Source organism: Ornithinimicrobium cavernae, assembly GCF_003121625.1.
Taxonomy (GTDB): domain Bacteria; phylum Actinomycetota; class Actinomycetes; order Actinomycetales; family Dermatophilaceae; genus Ornithinicoccus; species Ornithinicoccus cavernae.
In genome coordinates this window covers 107269-129799 of the sequence record NZ_QDDJ01000002.1, presented here as the reverse complement: position 1 = coordinate 129799, position 22531 = coordinate 107269, and the positions used below count along the sequence as shown (strand labels likewise).

Sequence of the window (22531 nt, the reverse complement as noted above, 5' to 3'; positions counted from 1 at the left end):
TGGGCCTTCTGTCGTCTGTCTGTCGGTCAGGCGGTGCGCTGACGGCGCGGCTTCTCGCCACGCTTCTCGCGGAGCAGCGCCAGACGCTCCTCCAGGAGCTCCTCGAGCTCGGGGACGGTGCGCCGCTCCAGGAGCATGTCCCAGTGCGTGCGCGGGGCCTTGGTCGGCTTGAGCTCCGGCTCGGGGCCGTCGTTGAGCTTGCCGTTGAGACCGCAGCGGCACTCCCAGATCGGCGGGATCTCTGCCTCGACGGAGAACGGCAGCTCCGTCACGTGCCCCTCGGGGCAGGTGTAAGCCACCATCTGGCGCTCAGAGAAGGTCACTCCCTCATCGCTCTCGAAGGACAACCAGGAAAGGTTGGTGCCTCGCAGGGACCTCTCGGCCATATCGATCTCCCATCGTGTTGGTGAACACGGTCATACATGCTGGCGGACTGTTGGTGTCAACGCTCGCGCGGAGCGTGGTGTTCCCACACAGCAGGTGCCGGTCGAGCGCGCGTGAGCACGGCTCGGTCCGACAGGCGGGCCTCGCTGGGACACCTTCAGTGGGGATAGCCCTATATGTTACCGAACCGTCGGCTCCGAGCGCCAATCCGCTGGTCAGGAGTGCACCGGTGACGCGCTACTGCCCGAGCCGGGGAGGGTTCAGACGATGGCGGGCTGGTCGTTGCCGGCTTCCGCGATGCCCCGCCGCATGTCGACCCGGGTCAGCAGCAGGCCGCCCACGACGAAGAAGACGATGAGCGCGATGATGGCCAGCCGGTAGGTGCCGGTGAACTGGTAGATCAGGCCGAACAGCAGGGTCCCGAACCAGCTCGTGCCGCGCTCCATGACCTGGTAGAAGCTGAAGAACTCGTTCTCCTTGCCGCGGGGGACCAGCTGGCTGTAGAGCGAACGGGAGAGCGCCTGGGTGCCGCCCAGGACGATGCCGATGCACACCGCGCAGATCAGCCAGACCGTGTAGGCCCCGGCCGGGACGAAGAAGGCGAAGGCCACCACGACGGTCCACAGGACGATGCCCCCCAGGACGACCCGCTTGGCGCCGTAGCTGCCGGCCAGTCGGCCGAAGAGCAGAGCGCCCCCGAACGCGACGAACTGCACCAGCAGGATCGTGATGATCATCTGGCTGCTGTCGAAACCGAGTGCCTCCGTGCCGTAGAGGCTGGAGGAGGCGATCACGGTCTGGATACCGTCGTTGAAGAAGAGGTAGGCCAGCAGGAAGGTGAGCGTCTGCGGGTAGTGACGCAGCTCACCGAACGTGGATCGCAGCTGGCTGAGGGTCCCGCCGACCACGCCCGCGGCCTTGTCGACCAGGGGAGCGGTGGTGCCGCGGATCCGGCGCAGGCCGAGGACCGGGATGAGCGTGAAGACCGCCCACCACAGGCCCGCGGAGAACAGCGAGATCCGGATCGCCAGGCCGTAGCTGACGCCGACCTGCTCGTAGAAGGTGAGGAGCCCGAGGTTGCCCAGGAGGAGCACGCCCCCACCCAGGTAGCCCAGGGCCCAGCCGCGGGAGGAGACCCGGTCCCGGTCGTCCGGGTCGGCCACCCGCACCAGGAGTGCGTCGTAGACCACGGTCGAGGCGCCGAGGCACAGGTTGCCGATGACCAGCAGCAGCACCCCGAGCTGCCAGTTAGTGCCGGCCAGGAAGAACATGCCCATCGCGGCCAGCGAGCCGACCCACGCGAAGCCACCCAGCAGCCAGGTCGGTCGCGTCGTCCGGTCGGCGATCGCCCCGACGAACAGCAGCACCAGGGCAGAGACGATGGTCGCCAGGGTGATCGTGTAGGACGACAACGAACCCACCGCGATCGGGATGCCGAGCACGCTGAGCATCTCGGTGCACCGCGCCCCCTCTGCCAGGTCGGGACAGACCGACTCCCGGGCGATGGCCGTGAGGTACGGAGAGATGAGCACCGTGCCGGTCGTCGTGACGTAGGCCGAGTTCGCCCAGTCGTACCAGCCCCAGGCGCGCTGGTGCCCGCGGGTGCGCTCGTGGGACAGGTCGCGGACCACCGCGTCGGCAGCCATCGGGGCGTCGGTCATGGGCGGATGATGCCACAGACCGGTGAACCGAGGGGGGTGATCGCCCAACTTGCGGCGCGTCCGCTCCCGGGTCACGGTGGATCCGTTCGAGTTTCCATCGACACCAGGAGGTTGCGGTATGGGTATCGGCGACAAGATGAAGAACGCTGCCGAGGAGGCCAAGGGCAAGGCCAAGGAGGCTGCGGGCGACGCCACGGACGACCGCGACCTGCAGGCCGAGGGCCAGGTCGACCAGGCCAAGGCGAACGTCAAGCAGGCGGGCGAGGACGCCAAGGACGCCTGGAAGGACGCCACCGACGGCTGAGCCGGCACAGCGCAGGAGGGCCGCACCGACCGAGGTCGGTGCGGCCCTCCTGTCTGCGGTGCCGCTCACGGGCCAGGGCCCGGCAGCACCGCCGACGCACCGCTAGCAGCTAGCCCTGCCGACGCACCCTGCTGCGCAACCTACCCAGGACCGGCGAGCCCGTGCGGCGCCGCGTCTCAGGGATCTCGTCGGAGGCGACCACGTCCCCCGGCTCGGCGCCGGGCTCGTGCAGCAGGCGGCGGTTGCGCTCACCGGCGCGCTCGCCGTCCCGGGCCGTGATGGCGCCCTCGGGCGTGGCCAGGGTCAGGTCCTCCGGATGCAGGTCGCCGGTGCGCAGGTCGACCTGCTCCGAGAGGTAGCGCAGGGCCACCACGACCGTCGCGGCGACCGGGACGGCCAGGAACGCTCCCGGGATCCCGAACAGCGTGCCTCCCGCAGCGACCGACAGCAGGATGATCACGGGGTGCATCTGCATGCTGCGGCTCTGCAGCAGCGGCTGCAGGACGTTGCCCTCCACCTGCTGCACCAGCAGGACGATGCCGAGCACCCACAGCGCGGTGACCCACCCGTTGGACACCAGGGCGACCAGGACCGCGAGGGTGCCGGCCACGAAGGCACCGACGATCGGGATGAACCCGGCCATGAAGGTGAGGACCGCCAGGGCGGGCGCCAGCGGCACCCCGAGGATGACCAGGCCCAGGCCGATGAAGAAGGCGTCGACGGCACTGACCACCGCCTGGGTGCGGATGAAGCCACCCAGGGTGCGCCACGCACGGGTCAGGATCTCGGTCAGGTGCTGCCCTGCAGTGTGGCCGGACACCCGCCGGAGCCAGGGCAGGAAGCCCGGCCCGTCCTTGATGAAGAAGAACGTCAGGACGAGCACGAGCGCGAGCGTGACCAGGGCGGAGGTGACCGCCGAGACGCCGGTGAAGACGCCGGAGGCGATGTCGCTGGAGCGCTCCTGCAACCAGTTCGTGGCCTCCTTGATCGCGTTGTCCAGCTGCTCGTTGTCCAGGTTGACCGGTGGCCCGGCGAGCCATTCGCGCACGGTGACGATGCCCTGGCTGGCGCGGTCGACGACATCACCGGTCTGGGCGATGATCGACGGCGCGATCGCCGCGAGGGTGCCCAGCACGAGGAGCACGGCGAGGACCAGGGTGAGACCGGCGGCCAGGGCGGAGGGGACACCGCGGCGCCGCATCCAGCCCACGGGTCCGGCGAGCACCGTCGAGACGATGAGGGCCAGCATCACGGGGAAGATGCCGACCCACAGACGCGACAGCAGCCAGAGCAGGATCGCCACGGCGACGCTGACGATGATGAACCGCCAGGCCCAGCGGGCTGTCACGGCCATGGCGCCGCCGATCACGACCCCCCGGTCCAGCTCATCCTCGCCCCGTGGGGACGGTGTGCCGAGTCCGGCGGTCTGGACCGGGTCGTCGGACGGCTCTCGGTGCCTGCGGCCGCGCGCGTCATCCCTCACTGGTGCCTCCGTGGTGTCGTGTGGCTGTCATCATGACCCATGCAGGGGCCCGACCCGGACCGTCGTGGACAGGGTGTGCTCGGCACCGGGCTCCAGCCGGACTGCTCCGTCACCCACCGCCGCGGCCTCCACGCAGACCATCTCCGTCCACTCCCGGTCGCCGAAGTCCTCCATCGCCGCAGCCTTCTCGGCCCACGGGTTCCACACGACCGTGTGCGGGGAGGAGGCCTTCTCCACCGTCAGCGTCCGCCCCAGGACGGGGTCGTGCACGGCCACCGGCCCGTCCGAGGTGTGCACCCGGTCGGTCTCGCCGGTGCACACGAGGTCACCGTGCTGCGTGGCCCCGGCGCGCAACACCTTGTCGAAGTAGTGGGCACCGTCCAGCCCGGTCAACCGGACCCTGCGGATGTCGCCGACGTGCAGGTAGGTGTGCAGCGCGGCCTCGTAGTCGAAGGCCGCGGAGTCCTCGTTGCGCACGGTGAGCGACACCGTCGCACGGTCGGTGACGCGCACCTCGACCCGCGCCCGGAAGGTGTGGGGGAAGCGCTCGGTGCCCGACCGCCCCGCTGTGTCCGCGGAGCTCAGCTCCCAGGCCAGGCGGACCCCTGCGTCGTCGACGACCTCGTCGACGAGCCGCCAGGGGGCGGTCCGGGCGAACCCGTGCGCCGGACTCAGGTCACCGCTCCGGCCGGGTCCGAACCAGGGCCAGCACACCGGCACTCCTCCCCGGATCGGCTGCCCCTCGGCATACCTGGCAAGGGCGCTCACCCAGATCACGGGCACGCCCCCGACCCGCCACTCGGTCAGCTGGGCACCCTGGTCGTGGGCACGTACGGTGCCGGTGCCTGTCCGGTGCGTCCGGGCCTCCATCAGGTCCCTCCCTGTGAGTAGGACGCGATGAGGACGATGCAGACGCCCGCGAAGATGATCAGCCCGACCGGCACGCTGAGCAGCGCCCCGATGACCAGGCCCAGCCCCCAACGGCGCGTCGCCGGCACGATGAGTAGCACGGCCACCGCGACGGCCGCGGGGAGGATGATCCACTGGGCCACGTCCGGGACCGACAGGCTGAGCCAGAACAGCCCGCCGGTCAGGAGCAGCCCGAGCAGCGCCCCGAGCCAGAGCGGTCGGGAGGACCGGCGCGGCGGTGGCTCGTAGGGGGTGCCGTAGGCGGGGTACTGGCCAGGGCCCTGCGGGTAGGCGTGGTGGTAGCCCTGGGGCGGTCCGCCCTGGCCCGGGGGAGGCGGCTGACCGTAGGGCTGCTGGCCCGGGGGAGGCGGCCGGTAGGGGTCGAACGGCTCGTCCGGTGGCTGGCCCTCAGACACGCGTGGACTCCCTCCGGTCGGTGCGGATGATCGGGCGGTATGCGGTGTGGCCGCCTCGGGCGGACCGGCTCACGAGGTCACCTGCCACCAGATGCCGGCGCCGCCGGCCAGGACGAGGAGGCCGAGATAGGCCAGGACCAGGCGGGTGTCGCGCAGCAGGCACTGGGACCGGGTCAGGCCCGCCCGGCGCGCCCGCCAGTAGCCCGCGAAGCCGAGCGCGGCGAACACCAGCAGGGCGAACGGGCCGGCCAGCCAGCCCAGCAGCGCGACGGTGGCGAAGATGCACAGGCGCAGCGGGTCGAACGGGGCGGCCTCCGGGGACGGGGCGGGGGAGCCGGGCCTGCCCACGGGCGGTCGGGGGGTGGCGGTCACGGAGACACCTCCAGCAGGTTGCGGCGGCCACCGGTCGCGGTCGAGAGCCGGGTCCGCGACAGCGGTGCCCAGGCCTGCACCGCGCAGAACGGCGCGCACTGGTGGGAACGGTCCTGCTCGTTGACCGTGGCGACGTGCACGCAGCACTGCGTGAGGCGCTCCTCGATCATCGTGTTGATGTCCATGAACGGTTTCACCGTCACCCGGAGCACCCGCTCGCCCAGCATCGCGCGCAGCCGGGCGTGCCCGCCGGGGAGCCGGGCGGTGGCCAGCCTGCTGAGGGTGCCGATCCCGATGTCGCAGTTGGTGCAGATGTCGCGCCAGATCGAGCCGATGCCGGGGTGGGACAGCGAGGACTGCTCACTGAGCAGGTCGAGCAGGCTGTCCTTGACGACACGCCGCAGCTGGGCGGGCAGCTCCTGGTCGGCGATCCGGTTGGCCAGGACGTCGGGCTCCAGGTCGAGCAGCTCCTTGAGCCGGTCCGGCCCGATGAGCTGCACGAGGGACTGCCACCGACCGGCGTCGTCGCGCAGCAGGTAGCCGACCGAGCAGCAGTGCGGGTGGGAGCAGGGCAGGGCGGTCAGGTCGCGCCAGGTGACCCGCCCGTCGGTCTGGGGCCCCAGCCGGCTCAGCACACCGGTGTGGGTCAGCCGCTCCATCGGGTCGACCCCGGCGGAGCGACCGGAGCCGAAGACGGGCTGGATGGTGACGCCCCCGACATACGGCGTGGCCAGCCCGAGGTCCAGGACGGCACCGATCTCCTCGTCATTGACCCCGAGCGCGGCGGTCATCGTCAGCGTGGTGAAGATGCCGTTCTCGGAGAGTCGGGCGATCGCGCGCTCCTTGAACCGACGCAGGTCCGCGCCGCGGTGGTGCCGCGAGGCGTCCGCGGTGAGCCCGTCGAACTGGAGGTAGATCTCGACCCGCTCCCGGTGCCTGCGCAGCAGCGCCAGCAGGGCGTCGTCCCGGGCGATCCGCAGGCCGTTGGTGTTGACCAGGATGCGCACGATCGGCCGGGCCACCGCTGCCTCGAGGATCTCCTCGAACTGCGGGTGCAGGGTCGGCTCGCCACCGGAGATCATCAGCACGTCCAGCCGGTTGTTCTCCCGGGAGAGCCGGGTGTCGATCGAGGCGAGGACCTCCTCCAGCGGTGCGGTCGCCGCCAGCTGCGGCGCCGACTCCGCGAAGCAGGTGGGGCACTTCAGGTTGCAGTGGTCGGTGATGTCCTCGAGCAGGATGCAGGTGTGCTGGGTCTGCATCTGCGGCAGACCGTCGGCGTATGCCGAGGGGACCGGTTTGAAGTTGCCCGTCACGTCCGCGGTGTGCTCCTTGGTGGGAGCGGTCCACTGCTCGAGGTAGCGCAGGATCTCGGCGGACTCGTCGTAGAGGGTGCGGACGAAGCCGTGGTCGGGGCAACCGCGCTCCAGGAAGACGCGGCCGTCGCGCTCGGCGAGCCAGCCGGAGAGACGACGCACGTCCTCCAGGGGCCGGTCGGGATCCTCCTCGTGGCAGTGCGGGCAGAAGGCGTTGACGTAGCGGTGGACGCGGAAGTCACGCAGCGCCGCCCCGCTCCCGACGCGCACGCTCACGGCGCCGTCCCCTCGGCGGTGGACGCCCGCACCGGCGACCGCTCGTCGGTGCGCCCGGCACCGTTCTGGTCCAGGACCACGTTCCCTGCCTCCTGTCGTGAGTAGACCCCGCGGCGAGCCTGCCACGCGATCCTGGCCAGCACGAGCGGAACCAGCACCAGCAGGAACAGCTGCGGCCGGCTCAGCCCCATCCAGACCACCTCGTTGCCGCGCACGAACTCCACGAGGAGCCGGAACACGGCGTAGGAGGCGATGTAGAGCACAAACGTCTCGCCCTGGGGCAGGCGCCGTCGGGACAGGCTCCAGCAGATCACGGCGAACGCGACCGTGTGGAAGGCGGCCTCATAGAGCAGGCTCGGGTGCAGCGGCACCCCCGCGATCCCGCCCAGCCGCTCCGCCGTGGCGGAGTCGAGCACCGGCCCCAGACCGAGCCGGCTCGGGGTGCCGGGCAGCTCGGTCAGGTGACAGCCCCAGCGCCCCACTGCCATCCCCAGCGCGACGGCGGGGACGAAGAGGTCACCCGTCCGGGTGCGGTAGCCGGACAGCCGCTTGGCCAGGTGGACGCCGAGCCAGGCGCCGACCAGGCCCCCGAGGATGCTCCGGTTGCCGTAGAGCCACTGCTCGACCAGCGTCGCGTTCTGCCGGAGGTCGGTGTCCTGCAGCCACGTGCCCAGCCGCATGAACACGGCACCGCCGACCAGCGCACCCGCCACGATGTAGAGCATCCGCTCGTCCCGGCCCGCCCCGGTGCGCCACAGCCGGACCCCCAGCACGGCGAGGGCGGCGAGCACGCCGAGGGCCACGAAGAACTCGTGGGTGCCGATCGGCAGATCGGTCCCGAGGAGATCCCCCAACGTCGGGTACATGTCGCCCAACCTAGTGCCCTCGACCGCTCCGCGGTGTGAGGCTGGGCGACCGGGTCGGTCAGCCGGCGATGACCTGCACCAGCAGGATCTTGAGGATGATGCCGAGCGCGAACAGCGCGGCGTAGCCGGACTCGATCCGCTCGTCGGTGAGCCGCCCGTTGGCGTAGGCCAGGATCGCCGGCTGACCGACGAACCCGGCCAGTCCGCCGGCGGCGCGGGCGGTGCTCACGCCGACCAGCCTGGCCGCGACGACGAACAGGACCCCACCGGCCACGCTCAGCACCGCGGCGGCGAGGACGACCCGCAGGCCGGTGCCCGTCAGGGCCTGGTCGGCGAAGGCCTGACCCGAGGCCAGGCCGGTCGCGCCCAGGAAGAGCAGGAGCCCGAGCTGGCGGATCGTCAGGTTGGCCGGCAGCGGCAGCACCCAGACCAGGGGGCCGGTGCGCTCGAGCCGGCCGAGCAGCATACCGACGACCAGCGGCCCCGCGGCGGAGCCGAGGGCGAAGGTCAACCCGCCGGGGAGCGGGAGGGCGACCAGCCCCACGGCCAGACCCACCGCGAGGCCGACGCCGAGGGACAGGGCATCCACCTCGCTCACCCGGCGCTCGGAGTCCCCGAAGAGCCGGCTGACCTCCCGCATCCGGCCGCGCGGCACGATCACCCGGACCCGGTCACCGAGCTCGAGGGTGCTGTCGTCGGAGGCGAGCATGTCGAGGTCACCGCGCCGCACCCGGGTGACGATGCCCCCGAACCGGCCGGGCACGTCGAGCTCCCCGATGGTGCGGCCGGCGAGGCGGGGGTCGGAGACCAGGAACCGGCGGTAGTCCACCTCGCGGCGGTCGTGGGCCAGGTGCTCGTCGACGCGCCGCCCCAGGTGGTCGCGCGCCCGGCGGACCGCGGCCTCGGGGCCGACGACCACCACCCGGTCCCCGACCTGCAGGTCCTCGTCCGGGGCGACGACCCGCATGCGGCCACCCCGGGCGAGGTAGGACAGCCGGACCGCCTCCGTGGCGACGCCAGGCACCTCCGACAGACGCCCGGGTCGCTCGACCTCCACGGAGATGTCCACCAGCCCCAGGCCGGCCGTGGAGTCCGGGTCCCGGCGGGCCGTCCACGGGCGGGAGAGCACGACCGCCATCACGACGATGGTGAGGACCACGCCGACGGGGTAGGCCAGCGAGTAGCCGACCGCCGGCTCGTCGGTGCCGGCGACCTCCGTCGCCGCGGCGAGTGCGGGCGTGGAGGTCAGCGCCCCGCTGAAGGTGCCCGCGCGCAGTGCGGGTGTCAGGTGCAGGGCCTCGCCGACCACGACGGTGAGCCCGGCCAGGACCGCGAGGACCAGCGCGGCACCGGCCATGAGGGGGAGCTGGCGCCGCAGGTCACGGAAGAAGCCGGCGCCGGCGGCGATCCCGACCGTGTAGACGAACAGGGCCAGGCCCAGGGTCTGGACCAGGCCCAGCCCCTCACCCAGGCGCGGGTCGAGGGCCCCGATGCCCAGCCCCACGAACAGCGCGCCCGCGGGACCGAACCGCAACGGCCCGAACGGGATCGCCCCGATGAGGGTCCCCGCAGCGACGACGACCATCATCGTGAGCAGCGGGGAGGAGGCCAGCACGTCCACCATGCGGTCAGCCTCTCACCCGGAGCCTCGTGCACCACACGGTCCTGGTCACCGCCGCGGACGCACCAGCCAGAGGGTGAGGGCGACCCCGACGACCAGGCCCAGACCGAAGGCGGGAACCAGGTAGTTCATCCGCCACCAGAGCACACGCAACCCCCACCAGGCGAGCAGCAGCACCACCGCGCCCAGGACCAGAGTCCATCCCGTGCGGCCCATCAGGACCGCCCGAGGTGTCGGTGCACCAACCAGAAGCCCGCCCCGACGACCGCGAAGAGGGTGCTCGACAGGGCCAGCGCGAAGAGCGACCCGGTGACCAGGGGCGAGATGGCACCAGCGAGCAGGGCGTTGAAGACCAGGCTGGCGAAGGTCGCCAGCGACGCGGCCGCGCCCCGGTGGTGCGGGAAGAGATCCAGCATGGACAGCTGCAGGACCGGGAACGCGATGGCCACGGCGAACGCGATGAGCGCCGGGCCCAGCACGGCATAGGGCAGGCGGGGGAGGGTCACCATCAGGGCGAGGTTGAGGGTGGCGGCCAGCAGGGCGACCGCGATGGCCCGGTCGACCAGGTGGGAGCTGTCGATCCGCCCGGCCAGCCGCCCGGAGAGGGCGGCGCCGACCACCATGCCGGCAATGAGGGGGACGAAGAGCATCCAGAAGTCCTGCTCGCCCTTGCCGAGCAGGTCGACGACCATGATCGGCGCCGAGACGATGTAGACGAACTGGGCGGCGAAGACGAAGGTGGTGGCGAGGGCGAGCCGCGCGAACGCCGCGTGCCGGCCGACCTCGAGGATCCCGGCGATCACGGAGCCCAGGCGCAACGGGTGCCGGTCCTCCGGTGGCAGCGTCTCCGGCAGGACCACGACCGTCGTGACGGCGATCGCCACGCCGTAGCCGGCGATGGCCCAGAAGATGACCGGCCACGGACCCCACGCCAGGAGCAGGCCACCGGCGACGGGTGCGATGGCCGGGGCGATGCTGAAGATCATCATCACCTGGCTCATCAGGCGGTGCGCCTCGGGACCGCTGTAGAGGTCGCGGATCACCGCGCGGCTGACGATCGTGGCGGCCCCGGCCGAGGCACCCTGCAGGGCACGGCACGCCAGCAGCACCGGCAGGCTGGGTGAGAGGGCGCAGCCGATGGTGGCCAGCACATAGATCGCCAGGCCGCCGAGCATGACCGGCTTGCGCCCCAGTGCGTCGGAGATCGGACCGTGGAGCACACTCATCACGGCGAAGGAGATGAGGTAGACGCTCGTGACCTGCTGCATCGCGGCGCTGCCGGCGCCGAAGTCGCGGCCCATGGCCTCGAAGCCGGGGAAGACGGTGTCGATGGTGAACGGGCCGATCATCGCCAGGCCCGCCAGGACCGCCGTGATGAGAAGACCAGCGCGCCGTGCCTCGCCTCCCCGCGGTGCCGGCGTCACGACGCGGCCAGGCCGAGGAACTGGCGGATGGCCGGCAGCTCGCGCCGCGCCTGGGCCAGCCCGGCGGCGTGGCTGGCCCGGAGCCGCCCGACACTGCGCTCTCCGTTGCCGACCGGCATCTGCTCGGGCACGAACAGATACGCACTGCCTTCGCGCTCGAGGGCGAACAGCTCCTCCCGCGTCGCGTTGTAGCGGGCCGGTCGGGCCATCAGCGCCTCGGCGACGGCCGGGTAACGGCGGAAGTGTCGGCGGAAGAACCACTCGCCACCCTGCGGCGGTTTGACGTAGCCCCGGTCCCGGGTCAGGACCGCCAGGAACCGGCCGTAACCGTCAGCGCGTGCGGCGTCCAGCGGGAGGCCACCGGCCGGCCCGAGCGCACCGTCGACGTAGACCTGGCCGTCGATGGTCACCGGCGGCATCAGCACCGGCATCGTGGAGGAGGCCTGGACCCGGACCATCAGGTCGTGGAGGTCGGCCATGTCCTCCCGTCCCCAATGGACCTGCTCACCGGTCGTCGCGTTGAGGGCACCGATGCGGACCCGTGCCGGGTTGGCCGCGAACGTCTCCCAGTCGAAGGCGAGGGCCTGGCCGGGGAGGCCGGCCTCCTGATAGATGTAGCGCGAGTTGAACAGTCCCTCGCCCCGCACGAAGGTCCGGACGTTGCCGAACCGCGGGTCGGCCGCGAAGTCGGTGAACGAGCGGCGCGCCCGGTCGGGATCGCGCGACAGGTAGTTGGCGGCGTTGCTGGACCCCGCGGAGATGCCACCGACCCAGTCCAGGTGGATGCCGGCCTCCAGCAGCGCCACCACGAGGCCGGAGGTGTAGCTCGCGCGCATGCCACCGCCCTCGAACAGGAGCGCGGTGTCGGTGACGTTGGAGGAGAGGCCGGGCACCCCGCATACGGTAGCCGGTGGGGGAGTGGCGCGGGACGGGCTCAGCGGCGCACGAGATGACGCGGCCGCTCGAAGAACAGTGCCGCGACGGCCCCGAGCAGGATCACACCCATGGGCAGGTAGAGCGACTCCGCCAGGGCCCGCGACAGTCCGTCGGCTCCGTCGGCTCCGGCCGCGCCGCCGGTGCCCAGGTGGGCGCTGATGCGAGCCTGCATGAGGACCGCGATCGCGGCGCTGCCCAGGACGGCGCCCAGCTGGCGGGTCGTGTTGTAGACGCCGGCACCGGCGCCGGCACTGGCCATCGGCAGGTTGCGGGTCGCCGTGGTCGACAGGGGTCCCCAGATGAGCGGGTTGGCGACCCCCAGGACACCGGCGGCCGCCAGGGCACGCCACAACGGTGCGGTGGGCGTCATGGCCACGGTGAGCAGCCACAGGCCGGTGGCCAGCAGGACGGTCCCGGTGCCCACCAGGAACCGCGGGTGGACCCGGTCGGTCAAGCGTCCGGCGGTGCGGGCCAGCAGGAAGGACAGGACGGAGGAGGGAGCCATCACCAGGGCGGCCTCCGTGGGTGACAGCCCGCGCACCGACTGGGCCCAGACGTAGAACGGGAAGATCAGCGCCGTGACGGTGAAGCCCATCGTGGTGATGCCGACGTTGGCCAGCGAGAAGTTGCGGTCGGTGAACAGCCGCAACGGCACCAGTGGCTCGCCGCGCTGCCGGGCCTGCCACCAGACGAACAGCAGGAGCGCGGCCACGCCGACGCCGATCAGCAGCGGCACCGACACCCAGCCCCAGATGCGGCCCCAGCCGTAGGCCTGACCCTCCTGGAGGCCGAAGACGAGGCAGAACAGCGCCACCGCGCTCAGGGCGACGCCGAGCACGTCGAACCGGTGGGTGTGCGTGGGCAGGCGGGGCACGAGCCGCCACGCCAGGACCCACCCGATCACCCCGACCGGCAGGTTGACGAAGAAGATCCACTCCCAGCCCAGGGAGTCCAGGAGCACGCCGCCCAGGAGGGGGCCGGCGAGGGTGGCGATGCCGGCGGTGGCGCCCCACAGGGCCATCGCGGTGCCGCGGCGCTCCGCCGGGAAGGTGCGGGTGATGACGGTCATCGTCTGCGGCGTCATCATCGAGGCACCGAGCCCCTGCACGACCCGGGCCGCGACGAGGCCGGCGAGTCCGAGCCCGAGCTCGCCGGACAGCCCGCACCACAGCGAGGCGAGGGTGAAGACCGCCAGCCCGGTCAGGTAGACGGGTCGGGGACCGAAGCGGTCTCCCAGCCTTCCGGTGACCAGGAGGGGCACGGCATACGCCAGGAGGTAGGCCGAGGAGACCCAGAGGACACCGTCGACGTCGGTGTCGAAGGTCTCCATGAGGGTGGGGACGGCAACCGCCACGATGGTCGAGTCGACGAGGATCATGAAGAAGCCGATGACCAGGGCCCACAGCGCGGGCCAGGGGCTCGGACGGTCCTCGGGTCCGGTGCTCACGGTGCCGCGCAGACGCCCGCGCGGTCAGCGGAGGGTCGCGTCGAGTCGTCCATGGCCACCATGATGCCGTCGACTACGGTGGGCCCACGACCTGACGGGAGGAGACCGTATGCGGGGGAGGTCCTTGCGCCCGGACGCCGAGGCGGTGAGGCGCCAGGCGCTCAAGGAGCTGAGCGCCCGCGAGAGGTTGCTGCTGCCGGGCTACAAGCTGTGGGGCTACAAGAACCACTTCGCCAAGGGCTTCCTGGTCACCGACGGAGACACCGACTACATCCCGCGGGAGGGGTGGGAGCGGCTGTCACTGGGGCCCTGGCGCGTGCAGGTCGACCCACTCCTGCCGCACCAGCTGGTCGAGCAGGGGGAGGTGGGCGTCCTCGTCCTCGGCTACGCGTTCGACGACCGGGGCCCGCAGGGCCGGGAGCACGTGCCGGCCCATCTCCTGCGGGTCCTGACGCGGCATCCTGAGCCCGCCGCCGGCCGGCGCGCCCTCGACGAGGTCATCGCGTGGCTCTCTGGGCGCTATCTAGTGCTCGTGCGTCGCGGTGCCGAGCTCGACGTGTACGGCGACCCGATGGCCACGCGAACCTGCTACTGGCACAAGGGGAGTCAGGGCGTCGCGCTGGCCTCGCACACCGGCGTCCTGGCCGAGCTGGCCGGCGGGCTGCCCAGCACACGGATGGACTGGGTCCTGGGCCACCCCGACTACAAGTCGCCCTTCGGCCGCTGGCTCCCCGGCCTGATCACCCCGCACGACGGGGTCGGCCAAGTCTACGCCAACGGGCGTCTCACCATCCGGGGGAGTGAGGTGCGGCACGAGCGCTTCTTCCCGCTCTCGGCGCGCTCGGAGATGTCGCCGGGGCAGGCCAGTGAGGGGTTCCTGGCCGAGCTCCGCCAGCAGGTGAGCAACTGGATCTCCGTGGCGCCCCTCACCGTCCTGGCCCTGACGGCCGGACGCGACTCCCGGGCCGTCCTCGAGGCGGGTCTGGTCCAGCTCCAGCAGGCCGGGGCGATGGCCCTGACCTACCACCCGTTCCACATCCCGGGCAAGAGCACCTACGCGGACCTGGCCACTGCCAACCGTCGTGCGGCCTCCGCCCAGATCCCGCACCTGGTCCTCGATGTGTCACCGACCAGGCTGAACAAGCAGATGCGCGGCCTCTACACCAGGACGTTCCCGACCTGGCAGCGCTACGCCAACCTCGCGAGCGCGCTGTATCTCGCGGCGCCGGCGCGGGCCGCGACGATGTTCGGTGTCGGGGGCGGCATTATCACCGGCATGATCCGCGACCGGTCTGACCCCGAGATCTCGCCGGAGCTGCTGGCCCGCAAGTACGCCTACTCACGCTTCTCCGAGGACCCCGGGCTGCATGCGGTGTTCGAGGCCTGGCTGGAGCACACCGACTTCTCGGTCGGGTCGCTGAAGGGCTACAACTTCTACGACTTCTTCCACTGGGAGCACCGGATGAGCAAGTGGGGGGCCAGCGGCTACTCCGAGTACGACCTGGCAACGATCCCGGCGCCGGTCCTGAACTCACGCAGGCTCCTGACGACGGCGCTGTCCCTGCCGGAACCGGCCCGGGAGGCCAATGTGCTCTACCGTTACATCTCGGAGGGCGGCTCCGTCGACTTCTGAGGTGCCGGCGATCGTGGGAGCGCCGAACCCGTCGGCCACCCGCGTGGGGAGTCAGATGATCCGCGACAGACGCGACCTGGACCTGGACCCGCTGTGCCGGGTGCTGGCGACGCTGGGCCAACCCCCGGGGTGCCGCTCGGACCGGGACCGCCGTGCCTGGTTGGAGGAGCACGATGCCGAGGTCTCCTGGGTCTTCGACCAGGCCCCGGTGTCCGTCGCCCCGACCGGGAACGTGGTCGCCCACCTACAGATCCTTGCGCCGCCGACCGCGGAGAACCGGCTCGTGGAGGCCGTCGGGCTGCCGTCCGAGGACGTCCTGGTGATCGGCAAGCTGTTCGTCGGAGCAGTTGGTCACGAGGACGGCATCCGCAGGTTCCTGCTCAGGGAGGCGGTCCGGGTGATCCGGGACCGCGGCGCCGTGCCGGTGCTGGACCTGTCGGCCAACCCCGGACTGTCACAGTCCCTGTGCGAGAAGCGCGGGTTTGTGCGGGTCGCCTCAGCCGAGCCAGGCACACTTCCCATGGTTCACCGCGAGAGCAGGGGGACTCGCTCCGGAGTGCAGTGATCGCCTGACGACCGTGAGCCTGCCGGAGTGTCGGCCGGTCGGTGCAGACTACTGCTGTGGCAGAACGACCCGAGGTGCCGGCGGAGTGGATCCGGAGGCTCGACCAGCTGTGCGGTGCGCTGCCCGAGTGCCACCGACAGCGAGCGTGGGTCGGCACGCGGTGGCAGGTCGGGCGGGCGACCGTGGCACACGTCTTCGGCGGTGAGGACCAGCTGTTCCGCATCGTCTTCCGCGCGGAGCTGGCGGAGGTGATGGCGTTCGAGCACCTTGGGCCGCCCTACTGGCTCATCCCAATCGGGGGTGTAGAAGTTGGGGTCTGAAGCCGCCGGTCTCGAGCAGGCTTCGGGCGATGTAGTTGGTCAGGTTGCGGAACCCGAGTGCGGAGCCGCGCAGGTGTTCGAGCCGTCCGTTGAGCGCCTCGGTCGGCCCGTTGCTGGTGCCGGGTCGTTCGAAGTAGGCGAGCACGTCAGCGGCTCGCTTCTTCAGGGTCCGGCCCAGGGTGGTGAGCTCGGTGAGCACCTTGGGGACGCCGGCGCTGAGGTCGGTGATCAGCTTCTCCATGAGCTCGCGGCCACGTTGCCGGTCCTCGTGGCGATAGGCGGCGATCATGCGCTGGTAGACACCCCAGGTCGCCTCGACCTCGACGTGAGCGTCATCAACGAACAGCGCGCGTAGCCTGTCGCTCTGCTTGTCGGTGAGCAGGTCCGCGCCGGTGTGCAGCGTGCGCCGCGACTTGTAGAGCGGGTCGTCCCTGAACCCACGGTGCCCGTGGATCGCGAGTTGGACCCGGCGCCGGCACCTGTCGAGGGCGTCACCGGCCAAGCGCACGACGTGGAAGGGATCCATCACCGTGACCGCGTCCGGGATCTCCTCTGCAGCGGCGGTCTTGAACCCGGTGAAGCCGTCCATCGCGACCACCTCGACCGCGTCACGGAAGGCGTCGTCGCGGTCGGCGAGCCAGGTCTTGAACGCCGCCTTCGACCGGCCCTCGACCATGTCCAGCAGCCTTGCTGGGCCGGCGCCATCGCGGACCGGGGTGAGGTCGATGATCACGGTGACGTACTTGTCGCCACGCCTGGTGTGGCGCCAGACGTGCTCATCGACGCCAATGACCTTCACGCCCTCGAACCGCGTGGGGTCGTTGATCAGCAGCCGCTTGCCTTCGGCCAGGACCGCGTTGTTGGCGGTGTCCCACGCGACCCCGAGTCCCTCGGCGACACGGGCGACGGTGAGGTGTGCGACCACGATCCCTTCCAGCGCCCACCGCAGCCCGGTGCGCGAGAGCTTCGCGCGTGGCTCCGCCGCGGCGCTGGTGTCTTGGCGCCACACGTGTCCGCAGTCGGCACAGCGGTAGCGGCGCACTACAACTTCCAGCACGGTCGGTCGCCAGCCCAGCGGCTCGTGGGCCAACCGCCGGATCACGGTGTCACGAGCAGCGCCTTCGCTGCCGCACCGTCGGCACCACTGATCTGGTTCCACCACGCGGCACGCGAGGACCGCACGATCCGGTTCAAGTCGTTGCCCGGTCACGCTCAGACCGAGGCCGTCGAGTCGAGCGAAGGCGGTCAGGTCAGGGCGGCCGAAGCCGGCCGGCGGGGTAGCGTCGGACACGTCGAGGTCTTTCGGATGGATGGCGTAGGAACCTCCGTCGTCGGGAGACCTCGACGTCTATCTGCGGACCGACGCGCCCGGCCGACCTACACCGTCATCTGGGAAGACCCCTGAAACGTCTTCGACGACGACGGGACCGGCTAGGAGGAGGGCGCGGTGAGCTAAAAGAATGGAGCTTGCTCGGCTTCGACGCCGCCGCAAGCTCCGGTGAAACGGTCGGTACTGGTCGGTCGTCGTCGGTCACCACCGGATGGCGGCGCCCCCACTCTCGGCGTTTGCGCAGGTCAGCGGCTCGTTCGCCCAGTGGGCGCATCAAGCGATAGACGCAAAGCCGACGTGATTAGGTCGTCGGTTCGATTCCGACAGGCGGCTCTGGCGAACAGCCCCTGACCTGCGGAAACGCAGGGCAGGGGCGGTTCGGTTTTGGTGGTCGCGCGATGCGCTGGCCTCACGGCTCTGCCCGACACCGACGTCGCTCTCCTCTGCGACGGACCCCTCGCCGGCTGAGCGCTCGCGGCCGGCATCCTGTCCGTGTGCCGATAGGCCTCGCTCCGCTCGGCAACGCGGCGTGGCGTTGTGTCGCGACCTGGACGTGCGAGGTGTCAACGGTGCGTCGGCGCAGCGATCGTTGTGTGCGCAGCGAGATGTTCCATGCCGCACGGGCGACGCGCACGAACGCAACGCCCGGAACGCCAACGACCCGTCATCGCTGCGACGCGCAACGCGTCTCCCGTCACGGCAACGGATCGCAACCAAGACCCGCCCACGGCGCCTAGCGGGACGGAGGGCAAGTTGACACAGTTGCGCTGCCATGGAACCGCGCTGGCTCTCTCGATGACCACCGGTGAACCAGTGCCGCTCCAGGCTTGCGCCTGGTGTTGCCTGGCCCCCCTCGTGATCGGCCCGTCGGGGATCGTCAACGTGGTGCGGGTGTCGAGGCGGTCGGGTCCGACGGCTCGGCGGGGCGCGATCGTCTCGTGCGTTGGCGGACTACGGGAGCTTGGACGCGAGGACGTCGGCCGCCAGGATCTCGGGTGCTGCGCCGAGGAGGTGCTGGTTGGCCATCAGGGCTGCGACGATGGCGCCGTTGGCGTGGGCGTCGCGAGCGGCCTCGTCGGGGAATGCATCGAAGATCCAAAAGGTGTCGGCGTGGGTTCTAGCCGCGAACCAGACAATCGTTCCCACTTCTTCGTTGGCGAGTGCGACAGCGCCGGCGAGCAGATCGGCGAGCGCGTCGTGCTGTCCATCGGCCGCGACGATCTTGGCGACGAAGGCATACGGAAGTGATGCGGGTGTGGACATGAGGGGTTCTCCTTGAAGTCGGGGTTCTTCGTGGGGCGAGTTCAGCGTATGACGAGCGAGGGCCGATGGGGAGTGGCGTATACGACAGTATTGCTATTGTTCGCGCCATGCGTATCGGACTGATCGCGATCGACGGCTGCTTCGGTTCGGCTGTCGCGTCGGTCATCGACATCGTGCGGGTGGCCGACGGAGCCCGCGGCGATATCGACCCGCGGATCGACCCGATCGAACTCGCCATCCTCGGACCGAAACGGCGAGTGACCACGACGGCATCGATGACCCTGTCGGTTGACCACCCGCTGTCGGAGTCCGGAGAGTTCGACGTGGTCGTCGTCCCTGCGCTTGGAACCCTCACGGCCGCCGCTACCAACGACGCCCTCCAGAGCCGAGATGCTCGTTCGGTCATCGCCTCGCTCGGGCGCCTCGACGACGCGACCACCCGGATCGCCGCGGCGTGCACCGGCGTGTTCGCCGTCGCCGAGACCGGACGGATGCATCTTCGGCGGGCGACGACCAGCTGGTTCCTGGGGCCGGAGTTCCTGAAGCGCTATCCGACCGTCGCCCTCGATCTCGACACCATGGTCGTCGTGGACGGGAACCTCGTCACCGCCGGCGCCGCGTTCGCCCACATCGACCTCGCGCTCTCACTCGTGCGATCGATCAGCCCCGACCTGGCCCAACATGTCGCCAAGCTCCTCATCATCGACGAGCGTCCGTCGCAGGCGGCCTTCGTCGCCTACGAACATCTCCGGCACGAGGACCCGATCGTCGTCGAGTTCGAACGCTTCGTGCGCGCCCGCCTGGACGAACCGTTCAACGTCGCCTTCGTCGCGCAGTCGCTCGGCACCAGCCGGCGCACCCTCGAACGACGAGTCCGTGCGGCGCTCAACCTCACTCCGCTCGGCTTCGTCCAACGGCTTCGCATCGAACGAGCTCGGCACCTCTCAGCAACCACGGACCTCACCTCCGCCGAGATCGCGCTACGGGTCGGCTACGCGAACGCCGAGACTCTGCGCTCCCTCCTGCGCAGGGAGCGACGCCGTTCCTGACCTATCGCCATGCCTGTAGCCGGTGTCCTAGCGCCCGGTTGGAACCACCTCTCAGCACGTCGCGTCGACGCTCCTGCGTCGCCCCTGGACGACCCACTCGACACGCCCGCAGCACAGGCCATGTGACGTGCCCCGGCTTCCCGGCCGGTCGGGGTTGGGTGGCTGTGATGTCGCTGCGTTCTCGTCGAGGGGGTCAGCAGACCCGATCAGGGTCGATTGGGATGAGACGCGAAGGCGGTCAGGTCAGGGCGGCCGAGGCCGGCCGGCGGGGTAGCGTCGGTCACGTCGAGGTCTTTCGGATGGATGGCGTAGGAACCTCCATCGTCGGGAGACCTCGACGTCTATCTGCGGACCGACGCGCCCGGCCGACCTACACCCTCATCTGGGAAGAGCCGCCCTACTTCAAGGCCGGTTGGGGGCAGAACGTGGTCGGCATCGTGCTCGACGACGACACCGACTGGGAGGACCTGGGGGAGATGCTCACCGACTCCTACTGCCTGCAGGCCCCGGCCACGCTGGCCGCACAGGTGCGCGACGTGTCCTGAGGCCACGTTCACCGTGCGGTTGTCGGTCGGACACCCTGTGGTCGGGGCGGCGACTCCTGCGGTCGGTATCACTGGTCGAGCATCCAGACCTTCGAGGGAGAGGCCCGCCCCATGACGACCGACCTGACCCGCCGCGGACTGATCAAGGTGGTGGGCGCCACTGCGGCAACCGCCGCCATCGGCCTGCCGCTGCGGGCCTCCGCCAGCGAGCCGGTGTCCTTCGCCTTCGCCAGCGACCCCTTCACGGTCGGGGTGGCCTCCGGCGATCCGACCCCGCGCAGTGTCGTCCTCTGGACCCGACTGGCACCGCTGCCCTTCCACGCGGACAGCGGGATGGGAGGCGCGCCGGAGGTGGTCGAGGTGGCCTGGAACATTACTCGTCGGGTGCCGGGGGAGCGGGTGGAGCACCGACGCTACTCGGGGGTCGTGGGCGCACGTGCCGACGAGGGCTACACGGTGCACCTCGATGTGGAGGCCGCGGACGGTGGCGGCCGTCTGGAACCCGGCGGTGAGTACCAGTACGAGTTCTCCGTGCCTCGCGAGGGCGGGGGAGTGTGGACCAGTGTGGGGTTCACCCGGACGGCGCCGAACCCCGAGGCCAGCGTCGAGGCAACCTTCGTCCTGATGGCCTGTCAGAGCATGGGTCGGGGCCAGCAGTTCTTCCCCATCGGTCAGCACCACCAGCGCCAGCGCACCGCTGGTGTCATCGACGCCGGCCCGTTGCCGCAGTTCGGTGTGTTCGTGGGGGACTACATGTACGAGTTCGCGAGCTCGTGGTCGGTGGGTGACGAGGCGCGTGCCCTGGACAAGGTGTGCAACAACGTGACCGCCTACCGTCAGCGTTACGCGTGGTACCGCTCTCGTCCCGACCTGCAGGACTTCCACCGCAACTACCCGTTCTTCGGTGTGCCGGACGACCACGAGTGGTGGAACGACGTCTACGGCGGCACGATCGCTCCGGGGCGCTACCGGAGGTTCAACGCGGCCCTGCAGGCCTACTGGGAGAACATCCCGATGCGGGCCCGGCCCGTCGGCACCATGGTGGACGGTCAGGTCAACAACGAGAGCAAGGGCACGCTCGAGCTGCATCGCCAGGTGCGGTGGGGACGCCATCTGAACCTGGTGCTTGCGGACGTCCGGCAGCACCGCCGGATCGACGGCAGCAGCCTGCTCGGGCAGGACCAGGCCGAGCAGGTGCTGGGCTGGGTGGGGGAGAGCCAGGCGACGTGGACCGCGCTGGCCAGTGGGGTGCCCATGGCGGTGTTCGGAGAGCGCGGCATCGAGTGGTGCTCCACGCCGGCTGACCGCGAGGCCATGACGGCAGTACTGGCACAGCGGCCCAACCGCATCAGCCTCGCCGGTGACCTGCACTGTGGCATGGTCAACGGTGTGCGTCGTCACGACGACTACACGAGTGACTTCGTGGCGACGGAGTTCATCTGCCCACCGGTCAGCTCGGGCGGCGACCCGAAGTGGGCCGACCTCATCGAGACGGGCTCACGGACGGACGCCACCGGCACCACTATCGAGCGTGCCACCTTTGTGACGGACGGCGCGCCGCAGCGTGGCTACCTGCAGTGCACCGTGAACCGCACGGAGTGGGTCAGCGAGTTCTTCGTCGGCGACGACGTCACGCGTGCGGATGCGCCGGTGTGGTCCGCGGGCAGGTTCCGGGTCGAGTCGGGTCAGGTGGGTGCCCACCGGGTCAGCTGATCCGACGGAACTGTCTTGGTTGAGTCCTAGACAGTGCGTCGGCAATCTGGCCTGGCCGTCACGGGGTCGGCTGGTGCAGGGCGGGCCGGTAGGTGAGCTCCTGGATGTCATGGTCCAGGGTTCTGCTGTCCAGCAGCTCCAGGTCGAAGTCTGCGGCACCTGCGAAGATCGAGTCCGAGCCGGTCTGTCCCGTCAGGACGGGGAAGATCGTCACCTGCAGGCGGTCAACCAGGCCGGCAGCCATCAGGGCCCGGTTGAGCGACAGGCTGCCGTGAGATCGCAGCGGCACGTCGGATTCCTCCTTCAGCCGTGTGACGACGGCTACCGCGTCGCCCCGGGCCACGGTGGCGTCCGGCCAGTCGAGCGGCTCATCGAGCGTCGAGGACACCACGGTTGCCGGCGACCGCACCATCTTGGTCACCCAGGGGTCCCGCACGTCGGAGTCCGGAGTGCTGGACGCCAGCATGGAGACAAACTGTCGAAAGGTGGTCGCGCCGAAGACCATGTGCACGTCGTCATACAGGTCGAGTCGGTGGGCGAGCAGCTCCGGTCCCTGTTTGCCCCAGTAGCCGCCCCAGTCCTCGGTCGCGGAGCCGTATCCGTCGAGGCTGGCGAAGATGTCGAAGGTGTACATAGCGGTCATGACGCGCTCCTGGTCTGGGGTCTCGTGTGTGAGGACTGACCCGCGCTACCCGCAAACC

23 protein-coding genes are annotated in these 22531 nt (G+C 70.5%); 7 read left to right on the top strand and 16 right to left on the bottom strand.

Annotated elements, in window-relative coordinates:
* Positions 1 to 26 precede the first annotated feature (26 nt).
* Both DA085_RS02375 and DA085_RS02370 read right to left on the bottom strand, forming a co-directional pair.
* Positions 27 to 386 (bottom strand): RNA polymerase-binding protein RbpA, encoded by a 360-nt coding sequence (locus tag DA085_RS02375; RefSeq protein WP_109471330.1) that lies wholly within the window; start codon positions 384 to 386, stop codon positions 27 to 29.
* A gap of 258 nt (positions 387 to 644) precedes the next feature.
* Complete coding sequence (locus tag DA085_RS02370) at positions 645 to 2045, bottom strand: MFS transporter (protein ID WP_109471329.1); 1401 nt, start codon at positions 2043 to 2045, stop codon at positions 645 to 647.
* Between the two features lie 118 nt (positions 2046 to 2163).
* Here DA085_RS02370 and DA085_RS02365 point away from each other — a divergent pair, with 118 nt between their 5' ends.
* Positions 2164 to 2349: a CsbD family protein gene (locus DA085_RS02365; protein WP_109471328.1), complete on the top strand. Its 186-nt coding sequence runs from the start codon at positions 2164 to 2166 to the stop codon at positions 2347 to 2349.
* Positions 2350 to 2458: 109 nt separating this feature from the next.
* Here DA085_RS02365 and DA085_RS02360 read toward each other — a convergent pair whose 3' ends face one another.
* From DA085_RS02360 to DA085_RS02315, 11 genes are all read right to left on the bottom strand, one after another.
* A complete protein-coding gene (locus tag DA085_RS02360; RefSeq protein ID WP_237565259.1) occupies positions 2459 to 3832 on the bottom strand; it encodes an AI-2E family transporter in 1374 nt (457 codons plus the stop codon).
* Between the two features lie 30 nt (positions 3833 to 3862).
* Complete coding sequence (locus tag DA085_RS02355; RefSeq protein WP_109471327.1) at positions 3863 to 4702, bottom strand: D-hexose-6-phosphate mutarotase; 840 nt, start codon at positions 4700 to 4702, stop codon at positions 3863 to 3865.
* Entirely contained in the window at positions 4702 to 5157 is a 456-nt protein-coding gene (locus DA085_RS02350; protein WP_109471326.1) for a hypothetical protein, read from the bottom strand. The genes DA085_RS02355 and DA085_RS02350 overlap by 1 nt, the downstream gene beginning before the upstream one ends.
* 69 nt (positions 5158 to 5226) lie before the next feature.
* Positions 5227 to 5529: a hypothetical protein gene (locus tag DA085_RS02345; protein WP_237565258.1), complete on the bottom strand. Its 303-nt coding sequence runs from the start codon at positions 5527 to 5529 to the stop codon at positions 5227 to 5229.
* The gene (locus tag DA085_RS02340; protein ID WP_109471325.1) at positions 5526 to 7118 is read right to left on the bottom strand and encodes a radical SAM protein; all 1593 of its coding nucleotides are present in this window, start codon (positions 7116 to 7118) and stop codon (positions 5526 to 5528) included. Before DA085_RS02340 ends, DA085_RS02345 begins: the two co-directional genes overlap by 4 nt.
* Positions 7115 to 7984 carry a prolipoprotein diacylglyceryl transferase gene (locus DA085_RS02335; protein ID WP_109471324.1) on the bottom strand — a complete coding sequence of 290 codons (870 nt, stop codon included), beginning with the start codon at positions 7982 to 7984 and terminating at the stop codon, positions 7115 to 7117. The genes DA085_RS02340 and DA085_RS02335 overlap by 4 nt, the downstream gene beginning before the upstream one ends.
* Before the next feature lie 58 nt (positions 7985 to 8042).
* Positions 8043 to 9608, bottom strand: coding sequence for an aspartate:alanine exchanger family transporter (locus DA085_RS21785; protein ID WP_109471323.1), 1566 nt, complete (start codon positions 9606 to 9608; stop codon positions 8043 to 8045).
* Between the two features lie 45 nt (positions 9609 to 9653).
* Complete coding sequence (locus tag DA085_RS20855) at positions 9654 to 9821, bottom strand: hypothetical protein (protein WP_154402075.1); 168 nt, start codon at positions 9819 to 9821, stop codon at positions 9654 to 9656.
* On the bottom strand, positions 9821 to 11029 hold the full coding sequence (locus tag DA085_RS02325; RefSeq protein WP_237565257.1) for a multidrug effflux MFS transporter: 1209 nt from the start codon (positions 11027 to 11029) through the stop codon (positions 9821 to 9823). Before DA085_RS02325 ends, DA085_RS20855 begins: the two co-directional genes overlap by 1 nt.
* The gene (locus tag DA085_RS02320; RefSeq protein ID WP_109471321.1) at positions 11026 to 11922 is read right to left on the bottom strand and encodes a patatin-like phospholipase family protein; all 897 of its coding nucleotides are present in this window, start codon (positions 11920 to 11922) and stop codon (positions 11026 to 11028) included. The genes DA085_RS02325 and DA085_RS02320 overlap by 4 nt, the downstream gene beginning before the upstream one ends.
* A gap of 41 nt (positions 11923 to 11963) precedes the next feature.
* Positions 11964 to 13412, bottom strand: a complete 1449-nt coding sequence (locus DA085_RS02315) for a DHA2 family efflux MFS transporter permease subunit (RefSeq protein ID WP_109471320.1) — start codon at positions 13410 to 13412, stop codon at positions 11964 to 11966.
* A gap of 109 nt (positions 13413 to 13521) precedes the next feature.
* Between DA085_RS02315 and DA085_RS02310 the strand changes: the two genes are divergently transcribed.
* Genes DA085_RS02310 through DA085_RS02300 form a run of 3 tightly spaced genes read left to right on the top strand, consistent with a single transcriptional unit; the run spans position 13522 to position 15930 of the window.
* Positions 13522 to 15045 (top strand): hypothetical protein, encoded by a 1524-nt coding sequence (locus tag DA085_RS02310; RefSeq protein WP_109471319.1) that lies wholly within the window; start codon positions 13522 to 13524, stop codon positions 15043 to 15045.
* A gap of 55 nt (positions 15046 to 15100) precedes the next feature.
* Positions 15101 to 15610 carry a hypothetical protein gene (locus tag DA085_RS02305; RefSeq protein WP_154402074.1) on the top strand — a complete coding sequence of 170 codons (510 nt, stop codon included), beginning with the start codon at positions 15101 to 15103 and terminating at the stop codon, positions 15608 to 15610.
* A 56-nt stretch (positions 15611 to 15666) separates the two neighbouring features.
* Positions 15667 to 15930: a hypothetical protein gene (locus DA085_RS02300; RefSeq protein ID WP_202619076.1), complete on the top strand. Its 264-nt coding sequence runs from the start codon at positions 15667 to 15669 to the stop codon at positions 15928 to 15930.
* Here the strand turns inward: DA085_RS02300 and DA085_RS02295 are convergent.
* A complete protein-coding gene (locus tag DA085_RS02295; protein ID WP_026138135.1) occupies positions 15896 to 17221 on the bottom strand; it encodes an ISL3-like element ISPfr2 family transposase in 1326 nt (441 codons plus the stop codon). The genes DA085_RS02300 and DA085_RS02295 overlap by 35 nt on opposite strands.
* A 990-nt stretch (positions 17222 to 18211) precedes the next feature.
* Positions 18212 to 18523 carry a putative quinol monooxygenase gene (locus tag DA085_RS02290; protein WP_006247389.1) on the bottom strand — a complete coding sequence of 104 codons (312 nt, stop codon included), beginning with the start codon at positions 18521 to 18523 and terminating at the stop codon, positions 18212 to 18214.
* A 107-nt stretch (positions 18524 to 18630) separates the two neighbouring features.
* On the opposite strand from DA085_RS02290, the gene DA085_RS02285 reads away from it, so the two are divergent.
* From DA085_RS02285 to DA085_RS02275, 3 genes are all read left to right on the top strand, one after another.
* Positions 18631 to 19572 carry a GlxA family transcriptional regulator gene (locus DA085_RS02285; RefSeq protein WP_109471317.1) on the top strand — a complete coding sequence of 314 codons (942 nt, stop codon included), beginning with the start codon at positions 18631 to 18633 and terminating at the stop codon, positions 19570 to 19572.
* A gap of 299 nt (positions 19573 to 19871) precedes the next feature.
* Complete coding sequence (locus DA085_RS21275) at positions 19872 to 20117, top strand: MmcQ/YjbR family DNA-binding protein (protein ID WP_202619075.1); 246 nt, start codon at positions 19872 to 19874, stop codon at positions 20115 to 20117.
* A 111-nt stretch (positions 20118 to 20228) separates the two neighbouring features.
* Positions 20229 to 21830, top strand: coding sequence for an alkaline phosphatase D family protein (locus DA085_RS02275; protein ID WP_109471315.1), 1602 nt, complete (start codon positions 20229 to 20231; stop codon positions 21828 to 21830).
* Positions 21831 to 21888: 58 nt separating this feature from the next.
* Here DA085_RS02275 and DA085_RS02270 read toward each other — a convergent pair whose 3' ends face one another.
* Positions 21889 to 22473 (bottom strand): dihydrofolate reductase family protein, encoded by a 585-nt coding sequence (locus DA085_RS02270; RefSeq protein WP_109471314.1) that lies wholly within the window; start codon positions 22471 to 22473, stop codon positions 21889 to 21891.
* Positions 22474 to 22531: the final 58 nt, after the last annotated feature.

Bases quoted from the DNA above. Each gene is read 5' to 3' on its own strand.
- DA085_RS02375 (WP_109471330.1), bottom strand. From the start codon at position 386: ATGGCCGAGAGGTCCCTGCGAGGCACCAACCTTTCCTGGTTGTCCTTC.
- DA085_RS02370 (WP_109471329.1), bottom strand. From the start codon at position 2,045: ATGACCGACGCCCCGATGGCTGCCGACGCGGTGGTCCGCGACCTGTCC.
- DA085_RS02365 (WP_109471328.1), top strand. From the start codon at position 2,164: ATGGGTATCGGCGACAAGATGAAGAACGCTGCCGAGGAGGCCAAGGGC.
- DA085_RS02355 (WP_109471327.1), bottom strand. From the start codon at position 4,702: ATGGAGGCCCGGACGCACCGGACAGGCACCGGCACCGTACGTGCCCAC.
- DA085_RS02335 (WP_109471324.1), bottom strand. From the start codon at position 7,984: ATGTACCCGACGTTGGGGGATCTCCTCGGGACCGATCTGCCGATCGGC.
- DA085_RS21785 (WP_109471323.1), bottom strand. From the start codon at position 9,608: ATGGTGGACGTGCTGGCCTCCTCCCCGCTGCTCACGATGATGGTCGTC.
- DA085_RS20855 (WP_154402075.1), bottom strand. From the start codon at position 9,821: ATGGGCCGCACGGGATGGACTCTGGTCCTGGGCGCGGTGGTGCTGCTG.
- DA085_RS02310 (WP_109471319.1), top strand. From the start codon at position 13,522: ATGCGGGGGAGGTCCTTGCGCCCGGACGCCGAGGCGGTGAGGCGCCAG.
- DA085_RS02305 (WP_154402074.1), top strand. From the start codon at position 15,101: ATGATCCGCGACAGACGCGACCTGGACCTGGACCCGCTGTGCCGGGTG.
- DA085_RS02290 (WP_006247389.1), bottom strand. From the start codon at position 18,523: ATGTCCACACCCGCATCACTTCCGTATGCCTTCGTCGCCAAGATCGTC.
- DA085_RS02285 (WP_109471317.1), top strand. From the start codon at position 18,631: ATGCGTATCGGACTGATCGCGATCGACGGCTGCTTCGGTTCGGCTGTC.
- DA085_RS21275 (WP_202619075.1), top strand. From the start codon at position 19,872: ATGGATGGCGTAGGAACCTCCATCGTCGGGAGACCTCGACGTCTATCT.
- DA085_RS02275 (WP_109471315.1), top strand. From the start codon at position 20,229: ATGACGACCGACCTGACCCGCCGCGGACTGATCAAGGTGGTGGGCGCC.
- DA085_RS02270 (WP_109471314.1), bottom strand. From the start codon at position 22,473: ATGACCGCTATGTACACCTTCGACATCTTCGCCAGCCTCGACGGATAC.